The organism is Polaribacter sp. Z014 (assembly GCF_023555435.1).
Taxonomy (GTDB): domain Bacteria; phylum Bacteroidota; class Bacteroidia; order Flavobacteriales; family Flavobacteriaceae; genus Polaribacter.
This window is the reverse complement of the sequence record NZ_JALCZP010000003.1, coordinates 349570-363885: the sequence shown is the minus strand read 5'-3', so window position 1 is coordinate 363885 and position 14316 is coordinate 349570. Positions and strand designations below refer to the sequence as shown.

At 29.6% G+C, this 14316-nt stretch carries 12 protein-coding genes; 8 read left to right on the top strand and 4 right to left on the bottom strand.

The genetic code is table 11. The annotated features are described in order from the left end of the window. Window positions 1–2: 2 nt before the first annotated feature. The 4 genes from MPF19_RS06840 to MPF19_RS06825 all read right to left on the bottom strand — a co-directional run bounded on the left by MPF19_RS06840 (window position 3) and on the right by MPF19_RS06825 (window position 4473). On the bottom strand, window positions 3–1919 hold the full coding sequence (locus tag MPF19_RS06840; RefSeq protein ID WP_249987390.1) for a DUF294 nucleotidyltransferase-like domain-containing protein: 1917 nt from the start codon (window positions 1917–1919) through the stop codon (window positions 3–5). Between the two features lie 75 nt (window positions 1920–1994). Beyond that, window positions 1995–2777, bottom strand: coding sequence for a hypothetical protein (locus MPF19_RS06835; protein ID WP_249987388.1), 783 nt, complete (start codon window positions 2775–2777; stop codon window positions 1995–1997). A gap of 13 nt (window positions 2778–2790) precedes the next feature. Beyond that, complete coding sequence (locus MPF19_RS06830) at window positions 2791–3330, bottom strand: NUDIX hydrolase (protein ID WP_249987386.1); 540 nt, start codon at window positions 3328–3330, stop codon at window positions 2791–2793. A 54-nt stretch (window positions 3331–3384) separates the two neighbouring features. Continuing rightward, the gene (locus tag MPF19_RS06825; protein ID WP_249987384.1) at window positions 3385–4473 is read right to left on the bottom strand and encodes a M42 family metallopeptidase; all 1089 of its coding nucleotides are present in this window, start codon (window positions 4471–4473) and stop codon (window positions 3385–3387) included. A gap of 225 nt (window positions 4474–4698) precedes the next feature. Between MPF19_RS06825 and MPF19_RS06820 the strand changes: the two genes are divergently transcribed. The 8 genes from MPF19_RS06820 (at window position 4699) to MPF19_RS06785 (ending at window position 14316) form a co-directional block, all read left to right on the top strand. Further along, window positions 4699–5586 carry an ABC transporter ATP-binding protein gene (locus MPF19_RS06820; RefSeq protein ID WP_203393637.1) on the top strand — a complete coding sequence of 296 codons (888 nt, stop codon included), beginning with the start codon at window positions 4699–4701 and terminating at the stop codon, window positions 5584–5586. Window positions 5587–5707: 121 nt separating this feature from the next. Beyond that, the gene (locus MPF19_RS06815; protein WP_249987382.1) at window positions 5708–9361 is read left to right on the top strand and encodes an ABC transporter permease/M1 family aminopeptidase; all 3654 of its coding nucleotides are present in this window, start codon (window positions 5708–5710) and stop codon (window positions 9359–9361) included. A 2-nt stretch (window positions 9362–9363) separates the two neighbouring features. Continuing rightward, the gene (locus MPF19_RS06810; protein WP_203393635.1) at window positions 9364–10032 is read left to right on the top strand and encodes a lysoplasmalogenase; all 669 of its coding nucleotides are present in this window, start codon (window positions 9364–9366) and stop codon (window positions 10030–10032) included. Window positions 10033–10041: 9 nt separating this feature from the next. After that, the gene (locus MPF19_RS06805) at window positions 10042–11124 is read left to right on the top strand and encodes an esterase-like activity of phytase family protein (protein ID WP_249987380.1); all 1083 of its coding nucleotides are present in this window, start codon (window positions 10042–10044) and stop codon (window positions 11122–11124) included. A 34-nt stretch (window positions 11125–11158) separates the two neighbouring features. Continuing rightward, window positions 11159–11680, top strand: a complete 522-nt coding sequence (locus MPF19_RS06800) for a DUF6913 domain-containing protein (RefSeq protein WP_249987378.1) — start codon at window positions 11159–11161, stop codon at window positions 11678–11680. A 99-nt stretch (window positions 11681–11779) separates the two neighbouring features. After that, window positions 11780–12658 carry a 4-hydroxy-tetrahydrodipicolinate synthase gene (gene dapA, locus MPF19_RS06795; RefSeq protein WP_249987377.1) on the top strand — a complete coding sequence of 293 codons (879 nt, stop codon included), beginning with the start codon at window positions 11780–11782 and terminating at the stop codon, window positions 12656–12658. Between the two features lie 5 nt (window positions 12659–12663). Continuing rightward, window positions 12664–13176: a ferritin gene (locus MPF19_RS06790; RefSeq protein WP_203393631.1), complete on the top strand. Its 513-nt coding sequence runs from the start codon at window positions 12664–12666 to the stop codon at window positions 13174–13176. A gap of 261 nt (window positions 13177–13437) precedes the next feature. Then, on the top strand, window positions 13438–14316 hold the full coding sequence (locus MPF19_RS06785; RefSeq protein ID WP_249987375.1) for an outer membrane protein assembly factor BamD: 879 nt from the start codon (window positions 13438–13440) through the stop codon (window positions 14314–14316).

The following is a 14316-nucleotide window of genomic DNA, read 5'->3' as shown; positions in this document are numbered from 1 at the left end:
AATTATCTAATATTACCGAGGTTAAATCTAATAGTAAGTACTTCTTGAATTTCTCTAATTGGTTTAAAACACCTTTTTAATTTTAACTTTTCTTCTTTTGTTAAGGACTCTAATTTTATAAATTTTCCAGAATCATTGTGTAAAATTCCTTGTTTGGTTTTAAATTTTAATAATGCTTTAAAAGCATAAGAACAAGATTGATATAGTTCTTTATTTTGAGGCTCTATTTCTGCTAATTTTTCAAAACGTTGTGCTGTATTATTTATTTCGAACACGTTGTTAGACAACGTTAAAAGTCTTGCAGCATTAATTAACGGCATTAAAGCTCTAGTTTTTATGTTAAAAGAGTCTTTATGGTCTCCGTTATTTTCTACTAAAAACTGTTTAAAAAATCCTAATGGAGAAGGACTTGCGATAGCTTCTTTTCCTAAAAGTGTAAATAAATGACTTCTTTCATTAAGTGTAGCAAAAATACTTTTAGTTAATTCTTTTGCCATGCTAACATCACCATAAATAGCATTAAAATCGAAGAAAATAGACGATAATAAAATGGCTTTTTCATCAACATTAATAATCCAATCGTTAAATTGATTTTTCCATTCTGTTAAAGATAGACACCATTTTGGGTTGCTTGCCATCATTTCTGCAGGGCAATATTCGTAACCGATTTTATGTAATGATTTGGTAATATAACCAGATAATTTTAGAAAATAGGCTTTTGTTTCTGCGTATTTATCTTCAGTTACTTCATCAAAAATAATTGCATTGTCTTGGTCTGTATATAAAAGTTGTTCTTTTCTTCCCTGGCTACCTAATGCCAACCATGTAAATTTAACAGGTGGAGGAGTTTCCATCTTTTTTAAAGAAAGCTCAATAACTCGTATGGCTACACCATCATTTATTTCAGAAATTATTTTAGAAATATGAGATAATGGAATGTTTTGTTCTAAATAAGATTTTAAAAGCTGATTGGCTTTGATTCTAATTTCTCTAATTTCTCTAGTTTTTTTAGCGCGTTTAATTTCCTTTAAAATTACTGTAGGGTTATTTCCTAAAGATGCTAAAACATCATGGTTTGTTAAAATTCCAATTAATTTAGAATTACTTGTTCCGTCTTCAGTAATACATAAATGCCCTACTTTATGTTTTATCATTTGCAGTTGAGCATCTAAAACCGTTAAGTTTTTAGATTGTGTAATTACCGGAAAAGACATGATATCTTCAACAGAATCATTAATAGAAAAAAGACCTGTTGCAATTTTATTTTTAAAATCGCTATTGGTAATAATTCCAATAGGTAAGCAGTTGTCATCAATCACTATAATGCAACTAATTTTTTGATTGCTCATTTTTGTTGCCGCTTCTTTAACAGTAGACTTAATGGTGCATTTTAAAGGTTTTTTAGTAAAGTTGACAGATTGTAAATTGGAGTCAGATAAATTATCTTGAACTATATAATCTGTAAAAACATTGTTGTTTTCTTCATTGGTATAAGGATCAAAAGATTTAGAGGCAAATGAAGTTAATAAGAATTTATTAATTTTTAAACTTCTTTGAGATACTGCTTCAAAAATTTCAATAGGAATACCGTATACAATAGATTCCTCATTGGCGACGGCGTCTAAAACATAATTCTCTTTACTAATTAAAGGTCTTAATCCAAAAATATCACCACCGTCGCATATATCTATTAAAGATTTTTTGTCTTCTAGATTTTTATACAAACTAATACCTCCATTTCTTACAATGTAAAAATGTTTGTGATTGGCTTCATTTTGGTGATAAAGAACTTTTCCTTTTTCTAAATAGATGATGGATACTTGAGAAGCGATTTCAAGTATTTTGGAACTTGTTAATAGATTGAAAGGAGGATAGTTTTTTAAAAAATCGTAAACGCGTTCTGCAATTGAGTTTTTCATCTTTTATGTATTTGTTGATGAATTTTGTTATAAACCGAAAAATATTGATACATATTTATATGTGATGAATGTTTGCTAGTAGTCATCTTTTCTAACAGGTGTTTTTTCTAAATCAAAAACGGCTGTACAAATATTAACTTCAAACCAATTTTTAAACATTTTGTAGTTACGTCTTTGAGGCCATTCCTTTTTATCAGTGTGCCAACCTTCTAATTCCATCATAAAATATTTATCATATTTATTTTTTAGATGAACTTCAATATCTTCGTAACTATTGCTGTTAATTAAATATGTATTTATATCATTGAGGTCTGATGCTTCAATGGATGTAGTTGGATAAATAGCATTATGCCAATCAATAAATGGTTGCAATGGTTTTAAAGAAATGGCAGATCTATTAATGTAGTTTTCATCAAAGTCATCAAGCTCATTAGTACCTTCATTAGGAAAATCCATTTTTAACATCTCGGAAAGATAGTCGTCTTCAGATTGTGTTGTTACTCTTAATGTTGGAACTCCATTCTTTTCAAAGAAATGAAAATCGACTACAAAATCTGTAAATTCTTTAAAATGACTTGCTTTATGATTTGTCATCTTTTCTAATAATACATAATCTTCACCATCTTCTTTTGCTAACGAAATAATGTTTTCAAATTCAGGTTTTTCTAGAATAGATCGCATATTTCCTAAGTTCCAAGTATTTTGGACTAACTCGTAAACGTCTTCATGATATTCATAACCTTTAAATTCATGATCAAACTGTTTAGCAAATTTTTCTAGCAGTCTGGCGTATTTTTCTTCTTTATTCTGATCAGTTTTGTTATCGCCAAATAGGTTCACCACTTTATTTTTTTTCATTTTGATGTGAACTTTAAATATTTTTTATAATTTTATTATAAACCGTACAATAATACTCATGAAATCTAGGGAGTAAAATATTTTCTAAATTTTCGGTGTTTTTTAAAGTTGATAAATCAAATAATTTGATGTCATCTACTTCTTCTTTTTGAATGCTTAAAGTTGATAAAGGAACTTTTAATTCTGCAATAAAAACATGATGATGTTCATTATCTTGAATTCCGTTTGCATGAGAAACTTGATGAATTCTTGTACCAATTTTAATGAGGTCTCTTTCTTGCAGTTCCAAACCAATTTCTTCAAAAACTTCTCTTTTTGCAGAAGTGATTACATCTTCTCCTGCGCCAATATGTCCTGCAACAGAAATATCCCACAAACCAGGAAACACTTTTTTGGTCAAAGCTCTTTTCTGTAGTAATATTTTTTCATCCGAAGTAAAAAGCCATATGTGAACAGTGGCATGAAACCAACCGTTTTTATGTGCTTCAGATTTTAAAGCAGTCTTTCCTGTAGGTTGTCCTTCAGAAGTTAAAATATCAATGAGTTCGTCCATATATAAGAATTATGAATTACGAATTATTAATTCGTAATTCATAATTGGAATAATTTATTCAAAATAAGAAAAAGTTTCATCACCTTTAATATTCAATAATGTTTCATAAATCATTTTAATCACATTTTCTACATCATCTCTGTGTACCATTTCTACAGTTGTGTGCATGTATCTTAACGGTAAAGAAATTAAGGCAGAAGCAACGCCACCATTACTATATGCAAAAGCATCTGTATCGGTTCCTGTAGCTCTAGAAAGTGCAGAACGTTGAAAAGGAATATTTTCTTTTTCGGCAGTTTCTGTAATTAAATCGCGTAATTTTTGTTGTACAGCTGGTGCATAAGCAATAACCGGACCTTTACCTAACTCTAAGAATCCAGCAGTTTTTTGCTCGATCATTGGTGTAGTTGTATCGTGTGTTACATCAGTAACAATAGCAACATTTGGTTTTATGGTTTGTGTAATCATTTCTGCACCACGTAAACCAATTTCTTCTTGTACCGCGTTGGTAATGTATAAACCAAAAGGCAATTCTTTTTTGTTTTCTTTTAATAGACGTGCAACTTCGGCAATCATAAAACCACCCATTCTGTTGTCTAAAGCTCTACATACAAATTTATCTCCATTTAAAATATGAAAAGTATCTGGATAGGTAATTACACAACCAACATGAACACCTAAAGCTTCTACTTCTTTTTTAGTAGCACAACCTGTATCAATAAAAATATTGTCTGGTTTTGGTGCTTCTTCATTCGCTTTATTTCTAGTGTGAATTGCTGGCCAACCAAAAACACCTTTTACAATGCCATTTTTTGTATGAATGTTTACCATTTTACTTGGTGCAATTTGATGATCTGATCCTCCGTTTCTAATTACGTAAATCAATCCGTTATCAGAAATATAATTTACATACCAAGAAATTTCATCTGCATGCCCTTCAATTACAACTTTGTATTTTGCATCTGGGTTTATAACACCAACAGCAGAACCATAAGTGTCTGTAATAAATGTGTCTATATAAGGTTTTAGGTAGTCCATCCAAATTTTTTGACCTTCCCATTCGTAACCAGTCGGAGCAGCATTATTTAGATATTTTTCTAAAAATGTAAGAGATTCTTTATTTAATATTGATTTTTTTGACATTATATATATGTTTATAAGTGTGAAAAGTTTTTAAAGCTAAAATGTCTGTTTGTAGGTTTTCTTTTTATGGAATTGAAAAAGAAAAAGTATTTAGAGCATTTTACACTTTCAATTGTAAAAATAATACGAATTTTTAGGAATTCCATTAAAATAATCACAAAAAAGTGTAACAAAAGTGCTTACTTTTACACTAATCACCAAACGAATATCACTAAAACCAACAATATGAAGTTAGTAATTGAAAATTTAACCAAGACTTATAAAAACGGTGTAAAAGCAATCGATAATCTAAGTATCGAAATAGGTACAGGAATGTTTGGTTTATTAGGCCCAAATGGAGCAGGTAAATCATCATTAATGAGAACCATTGCAACGTTACAAAGTCCAGATTCTGGTTCAATTACTTTTGGTGATATTAATGTTTTAGAAGACAATATGTCTTTGCGAAAAGTATTGGGGTATTTGCCACAATCTTTTGGTGTGTATCCAAAAATGTCTGCGCAAGATTTATTAGATTATTTTGCTACGTTAAAAGGAATTTCAAAAAAAGACGAAAGAAAAGCTATTGTAAAAGAAGTTTTAGAAATTACTAATTTATATGACGTAAGGCATAAGCATGTTGCAGGATATTCTGGCGGAATGAAACAACGTTTCGGAATTGCTCAATTGCTTTTAAATAACCCAAAATTGATTATTGTTGATGAACCAACTGCTGGTTTAGATCCTGCAGAAAGACATCGTTTTTTAAATGTTTTAAGAGAAGTTGGTACCAATACAACCGTTATTTTTTCTACGCATATTGTAGAAGATGTAAAAGAGTTATGTAATGAAATGGCAATTTTAAACGGAGGTAGAATTCTAAAACACACCACTCCGCAAGAGGCAACTTCGGAAATAGCAAATACTATTTGGACCAAAATTATAGAGAGAGAGGAATTGGAAGAAAACGAGAAAAATTTCAATATTTTATCATCAAACTACAATCAAGACAATACGTTAAATATTAGAGTGCATGCTTCAGAAAAACCTTCGGATGATTTTGTGGCTGCAACTCCGCAGTTAGATGATGTGTATTTTATTGCTTTAAAACAAGATGAACCGCAGTTGGTTTAATTTTTAGATTTCTAGACTTTTGGATGATTAGATTGTTAGAAACTCTATAATTTAATCCATAAATCTAAAATCCTATTCTTCTAAACATCTAATTAATCCATCAATCTAAACATCCAAAAAAATGTTTTCAACTATTTTCAAACAAGAATTAAAATACTGGTTTAGTAAACCGGCATTTTATATTTATATCGGTATTTTTTTAATATTGGCTTTCTTTTTATCAGCTGCTTCAGCTGGTTTTTTCGACTCTGTAACAGCTACCACTGGTTCATCGAGAATTGTAAATTCTCCCATAGGAGTTTCCAATTTATTTAACGCGTTAACTATTTTTATATTCTTTTTATTTCCTTCTATTGTTGGGGTTTCGGTGTATAGAGATTTCAAAAGTGAAATGCATACCATTTTATATTCCTATCCTTTTACCAAAGCAAATTACTTATTTGCAAAGTTTTTTAGTTCCATTGTAATTGTTTCTATCATTGTATTGTCTATTGCCTTGGGAATGATGATTGGATTTCGTTTTCCTGGAACAAACTCAGATATTGTAGGGCCATTTAACCTCCAAGCATATTTGCAAACGTATTTCATTTTTATTTTACCAAATGTATTATTGTTTGGTGCCATTGTTTTTGCCGTAGTTGCGTTTACTAGAAATATTGCAGCAGGTTTTATTACGGTTATTATTTTAATGTTCGGACAAGGGGTTTTAGAAGGTTTGCTATCAGACCCAGAACACAGAACTTTGGCTGCGATTTTAGATCCTTTTGGTTCTGCTGCGTCTAATTATTACACAAAATATTGGACACCTTCCGAACAAAATGAATTACAAATTCCATTAAAAGAAATGATTGTATACAACCGTTTATTGTGGTTGGCAATCTCAACTTTAATTTTTGGTTTGGTCTATAAGTTTTTTACCTTTAGTCAGAACGCAATTTCTATTTCCTTTAGAAAAATAAAAGGAGAAAGAGTGACAAAAACAAACTTTAGCGGAATTACTAAAATTACTTTACCTAAGGTTTCTTATGACTATTCTTTTATTCAGAATTTAAAAACTACTTGGAAGTTATCGAATATCGATTTTAAATACATTCTTAAAAGTTGGGCTTTTATTTCTATTGTTTTAGTGGGTTTGGTACTGATTGTTGTCATGCTTTCTGAAGTTGGTGATATTTTTGGAACACCAACATTACCGGTAACTTGGAAAATGATTAACCTAAGTGGCGTTTTCTTTGCTTCTATAAATATTTGTACATTTTTATATGCAGGTATGTTGGTGCATAGAGCCAAAATTGCCAAAATAAATCATTTGGTAGATGCCACTCCAATTCCTAATTGGACTCTTTTATTCTCTAAATTAATTGCGCTTATAAAAATGCAATTGGTTTTATTAGCAGTAATTATTGTTTCCGGAATGGTTTTTCAGATGTATAAAGGATATTATAATTTTGAAATTGGCCATTACTTTTTTGAGTTGTATTTTTTAAGTTTTATCAGCCTATTTATTTGGGCTTTGTTATCAATATTTGTACAAACTTTAATAGGGAATCCGTATTTAGGTTTATTCGTTTTATTAGTGATTTCTATTGGAATGCCGTTTTTATCTTTGGCAGGTATTGAGCAATCTATTCTTAAATATAACCAGGGTCCAGGGTTTAATTATTCGGATATGAATGGATATGGAGCAACTTTAGTTCCTTATTTATCGTATAAAATTTATTGGATTTTATGTGGATTGTTACTCTTGGTCGTTTCTTTTTTATTCTGGGTTCGTGGAATTCCGAGTTCGTTTTCAGAAAGAGTTACCATTGCAATAAGTCGTTTTAAAGGTTTTGCAGTTATTAGTTTTGGAGTATTATTAATTGCGTTTTTAGGGTTAGGGTATTCCATTTATCAAGAAACAGGAACCAAAACGAAAAGAACATCTTCTAAGGAAGCAGAATTACAAAGTGTAAGTTGGGAAAAAACCTATAAAAAATATGAAGGTTACGCTCAACCAAGAATTATTTCCGTTAAAACGGATGTAAATATTTTTCCGAAGGAAAGATTGTTTGATGCTGCAGCAACTTTTATCATGGTTAATAAAACGGACAAAGCAATTGATACCTTGTTTTTAAATCATAATTCTTTAGAAAGTACTTTTAAATTTAACAGACCAAATACCTTAGTTTTAGAAGATACTATTCAGAATTTTAACATGTATCGATTCGAAAATAAAATTTTACCAGGAGATACTTTACAACTTTCTCTTACTGTAAAAAGTAAGGCGAATACAAATTATAGAAAAAGATCGCCTGTAAAAGAAAACGGAACTTTTATCAATAATGTTTCAATGTTTCCTTCTTTAGGATATTCTTCTCAGGGAGAATTAACAGACAATAAAACACGTAAAAAATACGATTTACCAGAAAATGATTTACGTCCAGCACCAACAGATTCAACCGCTTTAGGTGATACCTATATTTCTAAAGATTCTGATTGGATCGATTTTGAAGCAACGGTTTCAACATCTAAAGATCAAATAGCCATTGCGCCTGGGTATTTACAAAAAGAATGGACAGAAGGAGATCGTAAATATTTTCATTATAAAATGGATAGTAAAATATTGAATTTCTATGCTTTTAATTCTGCTAGGTATGAAGTGAAAAAAGAAATGTGGAAAGGTATTTCTTTAGAAATTTATTATCATAAAGCGCACGATTTCAATTTAGATAGAATGATGAAAGGAATGAAGGCGTCTTTAGATTATAACTCTAAAAACTTTAGTCCTTATCAACATAAACAATTAAGAATTGTAGAGTTTCCTAGAACAGACGGAAGTTTTGCACAATCTTTTCCGAATACAATTCCGTTTTCTGAAGGTGTTGGTTTTATTGCCGATGTAGATGATAAAAATGAAGATGGTGTAGATTATCCGTTCGCAATTACGGTGCATGAAGTTGCGCATCAATGGTGGGCGCATCAAGTTATTGGGGCAGACGTTTTAGGAGCAACAATGTTGTCGGAAAGTTTGTCTGAATACGTGTCTTTAAAAGTATTAGAACATCAACATGGAAAAGATAAAATGAGAACTTTTTTAAAAGAAGCTTTAGATGGATATTTAATGCAAAGAACCATGGAGAGAAAACGAGAAAATGCCTTGATGTATAATGACGGACAAGGGTATATTCATTATCAAAAAGGTTCGTTGGTTTTTTATGCTTTGAGTGATTATATAGGAGAAGCAAACTTAAATGGTGCGTTAAAAAAGTATGTAGAAAAAGTAAAATTTCAAGAAGCGCCGTACACAACTTCTATAGAAATGGTGAATTATATAAAGGAAGCAACACCAGATTCTTTACAATATGTAATTAAAGATATGTTTGAAACGATTACTTTATATAGAAACCGAATTTTAGATGCAAAATCTACCCAATTAGAAAATGGAAAATACGAAGTGGAAATAGAATTTGAAGTTTCTAAGTATAGAAATGATGAAAAAGGAAAACGTTATTACGGAGAACAAGTAGGAGATACTTTAACCTATCAAACAGATAAAATGAAAAAACCTATTTTATCGGTTCCGTTGGCAGATTATATTGATATTGGTATTTTTACAGAAGAAGAAGTAGATGGCGAAAAGAAAGAAAAAGAAGTGTATTTAAAGAAACATAAGATTACACAAATTCATAATAAAATTAAAATTATTGTTGATAAAAAGCCAGTTGAAGTAGGCGTGGATCCTTATAATAAGTTAATAGATACAAAGTCTGAAGATAACAGAAGAAAATTATAAAGATGAAAAATCATAACAAAACACTTTCGGCATCAGCATTTTTTTTAATAGTTGTTGTATTGCATCTTTCGGGACTTTTATTTAATGATACTTTAGCTTTTATTACAAAACCTTTTATTGCCATTTCTTTAGTTATGGTGTATTTGACTTCTGTAAATAAAGCAAATTATTGGTATGTTGCTGCGCTGTTTTTTTCTCTTTGGGGAGATTTATTTTTGCTATTAAAAGCAGAATTTTTCATGTTCGGGTTGGTTGCTTTTTTAATGGCACATATTTTATATATTAAAATAGCGGCAGGTTATGTGAAAAAAATAAATTTCATTAAAATAATAACAGCTTCCATTCCGTTTATAATTGTTTTTGGTGCTGTCGTATTTTTGATAAGTGAACATTTAGGAGCAATGTTATTCCCTGTTATTGTTTACGGAATTGTTATTTGTTCTTTTGGTACACTTACATTATTGAATTATCTTCAAGAAAAAAGTACAGAAAATTTATGGTTCTTTTTAGGAGCTGTATTTTTTATATTGTCGGATAGTTTGTTAGCAATTAATAAGTTTTACGAGGCAAGAGAAGTGTATGGAATTAGTATCATGATTACCTATATTGTGGCGCAATATTTAATTTGTAAAACAATGATAGGTAAAAGTAATAGCGTGTTAAATAGTTAATTATTTATTATGAAAAACCTTGTTTTAATAGTTTTTGTATGTAGTCTTTTGCAATCTTGTACAAGTGAGAAAAAGATAAAACTAAATTTTTTAGATGAGTTTGTTTTGGCAGATTCAATTCCGTTTCAAAATTCAATTATTGGCGGTTTGTCTGGTGTAGATAATGCAAACGGAGCCTATTATTTTGTGGTTGATGATGCTAGGAATCCTCGTTTTGTGAAAGCTGAAATTAGTGTCAAACAAAATAAAATTGAGACAGTAGATTTAAAAAATGTTGTTTTACTAAACGATACTACCACATCTTATTATAAAGAAAATGCTTTAGATTTAGAATCAATTTTTGTAGATGCAGAAACCGAAGAAGTTTATTTTGTTGGTGAAGGGAATATTAATAAAGGTAAAAGCCCTACCGTTTTTAAAACAGCTATAAATGGTACCTTTTTAGGTGATTTTTCACTTCCTAAAAGTTTTAAAAATACTAAAATTATCAAACACAATGCTGCGTTCGAAGGATCTTCTAAAAGTATTGATGGAAAAGGGTTTTGGGTAGCAATGGAAGGACCATTAACTACAGATGGTGAAGATCCTACTTTTACAAAAGCATCATCGCCAGTAAGAATTACATATTTTGATAAAACAACAAAAAAAGCAACAAAACAGTTTGCGTATCAATTAGAACATATTACCAAACCAGCAAAAGGCGATATCAATTTAAACGGACTTACTTCTATTTTAGAATACAAAGAAAATCACTTTTTTATTATTGAAAGAACCTATCAAAGTGGTTACGGTTCTTATGGGAATATTGTAAGAATATTTGATGCTGTCATTAATAAAGAAACAACGAATGTTTTAAATATAGATTCATTGAAAAACTCAGCATTTATTCCGCTTAAAAAACGCTTATTATTAAATTTTGAAGATGTTAAAAATCATTTAACAGACGGAATAATAGATAACATAGAAGGTATTACCTTTGGACCAGAATTAGCCAATGGAAATCAATCTTTACTTTTAGTTACTGATGATAATTTTCAGGTGTATGGAAAACAATTAAATCAATTTATTTTATTAGAAATTACGCATCAATAATTTCTATTTTTGTCAAGTTAACGTACTATAAAAAATGAATTTTTCGAAGTTAAAAGAAGCGAGGTTAAGAAAAAAGTTTGATAAAAATATCAAACAAGTATCAGAGAGTAGAACTGTTTCTCAAAAAGAAATTCAATCTGTAGGTATTTTAACAACGGAAAGTGTTGCTTCAAAAATAGATGTTCAAGCAAAAATAGAATCCATTCTTGGTGTTAGAAATACTAAAATATATAGTTTTAAAAAGTATTCTAAATTAGATGAAGGCTCCTTTAAATATTTTTCAGAAAAAGATATCAATTGGAAAGGAGACTATACCCAACCTAGTTTTAATAGCTTTTTAGAGGAACCTTTTGATTTGTTAATTGGTTATTTTAATGAAACTAATTTGTACTTAGAAAATGCAGTATTAACATCTAATGCTACTTTTAAAGCGGGTTTTTCTGGTGTAAACTCTAAACTGTATGAATTAGAGATTTTAGGTGAAACCGAACATTTAGAAGCATTCTTATTAGAACTAAAAAAATACCTTCAGATTCTTAAAAAGCTAAAAAATTAAACTTTAATAAAAAAGTTGTGTATTCTTGCTAAGATTTGTTTTTTTAGTAATTAATTTCAGCTTTAAGTTGTAATTTTACTGCTTATAAAATACATAATAATGCAAAAATTTATTGGAACTGGAGTTGCGTTGATAACACCTTTTAAAGAAGATTTAAGTGTAGATTTTGATGCACTTGTAAAATTGGTGAATTTTAACATCGAAAACGGAACAGATTATTTAGTTATCAATGGTACTACAGCAGAAAGTGCAACTATTACCAAAGAAGAAAAACAAGAGATTATCAATATTATTATTAAAACAAATAATAAACGGGTACCTTTAGTTTTAGGGGTTGGTGGTAATAATACTGCTTTAGTTATAGAAGAATTACAAACAAGAGATTTTACAGGCTTAGACGGTATTCTTTCTGTAGCTCCTTATTATAGTAAGCCAACACAAGAAGGTTTTTATCAGCATTTTAAAGCCATAGCACAAGCTACAGATTTACCAATAATTTTATACAATGTTCCTGGTAGAACTGCAAAAAACATGGAGCCTGCAACCACAATACGTTTGGCAAATGAATTTGATAATATCGTAGCTATTAAAGAAGCCGGTAATAATCAACAACAGTATTATACATTATTAAAAGACAAACCAGCAAATTTTTTAATTATTTCTGGTGATGATGATATGGCTTTAGGAGTTGCTTTAGCAGGTGGTTCTGGAGTTATTTCTGTTATCGGTCAAGCTTTTCCAAAACAATTTTCTACCATGATAAACCATGGTTTACAAGGAAATAATAAAGACGGTTATGCAATTCATTATAAAATGATGGATGTGATAGATTATATTTTTGAAGAAAATAATCCGGCCGGAATAAAAACTGTTTTACAAGAATTAGGAATTTGTAAAAATGAACTTCGATTGCCTTTAGTAAAAGCAAGTGCAGAACTTCAATCTAAAATTGTTAATTTTGTAGCGAACTTTAAATAGAGAATATGTTATCACCAATTATAGAAAAAGCATTAAACCAACAAATAAGAATAGAAGCCCAGTCTTCTCAAATATATTTAGCAATGGCTTCTTGGGCAGAAGTTTTAGGTTTTGAAGGTGTTGCACAGTTTATGTATGCACATTCAGACGAAGAAAGAATGCACATGTTAAAGTTGGTAAAATTTGTAAATGAACGTGGTGGACATGCAAAAGTATCGGCTTTAGATGCGCCTCCGGTAGAATTTGGTGAATTTAAAGAAATGTTTCAAGAATTATTTAATCATGAAGTATATGTATCTGATTGTATTAATGATTTAGTAGATATTTGCTTACAAGAAAAAGATTATGCTACTCATAATTTCTTACAATGGTATGTTTCTGAACAAATAGAAGAAGAAGCATTGGCAAGAAACATCTTAGATAAGATAAAGTTAATTGGAGATGATAAAGGTGGTTTTTATCTGTTTGATAATGATATTAAACAATTAATTACTGCAGCTGTTCCTCCTCAACAATAATATTAACAAACTTTTAGTAACAACTAATCGCTTTTTTTGCGTCTTTTGTGTCATATATTATATGACATAATTTATTGTCAAAAAAAGCGTTTTATTTTCATACGTTATTTTAAATGCTGAGCATTTATAATTTCATTGAAACAGTTATCCTAAACTTATATTTACTGAACTTGTTTTAGTATTTTAGGAGCTAAAAGGGAAGAGTTATTTGAAGAAAAATAAATTCTTTTATTATCCATATTTAATCACTAATTTTGCACGATGCAAAAAATTAAAAATTTAGCGTATTTATTGTTGTTCTCACTTGTATTGATTTCTTGTGGTGAATATCAAAAAGTATTAAACAAAGGTACTACAGAAGAGCAGTATAAAATGGCTGTAAAATTGTACGAAAGCAATAAATATAGTAAAGCTTTACGTTTGTTTGAGAAAATTACACCAGCATATAGAGGTAAGCCACAAATGGAGCGTATTCAATTTATGGTAGCTCAATCTAATTTTAATGAGAAAAACTATAGTATTTCTGGTTATTATTTTGATCGTTTTGCAAAAAATTATCCTAAAAGTTCAAAGAGAGAAGAAGCAGCTTATTTATCTGCTTATAGTTATAAATTGGCTTCTCCTAAATTTAGTTTAGACCCAACGGATACAAATAAGGCATTAGATGCTTTTCAAAGTTTTATAAATACGTACCCAGATTCTGATAAAATTGATCAAGCAAATGAACAATATAAAGAATTAAGGTATAAGCTTCAGAAAAAATATTTTGAAATTGCTAAAACGTATTATAGAACTGCAGAGTACGATTTAAGAAATTATAAAGCTGCAATACAGGCTTTTGATAATTTATTGGCAGACTATTTAGGGTCTGAGTTTAAAGAAGAGGCATTGTATTACCGATTAAAAGCTGCCCATGATTTTGTTTTAAAAAGTTATGACAGAAGAAAACCGGAACGTATAAAAGATGCAATTGAAGCATACGATAAGTTAAAAAGAAATTACCCAGAATCTCAATATATGGAAGATGCAAACAAAATGTTAGCAACTTTAAATAAAGAGCAAATAAGAATTGATAACTTAATAGCGAAACAAGTTGAAGCGGCTGCTAAAACTAAAGTTGAAAAATCAAAAAAGAAATAA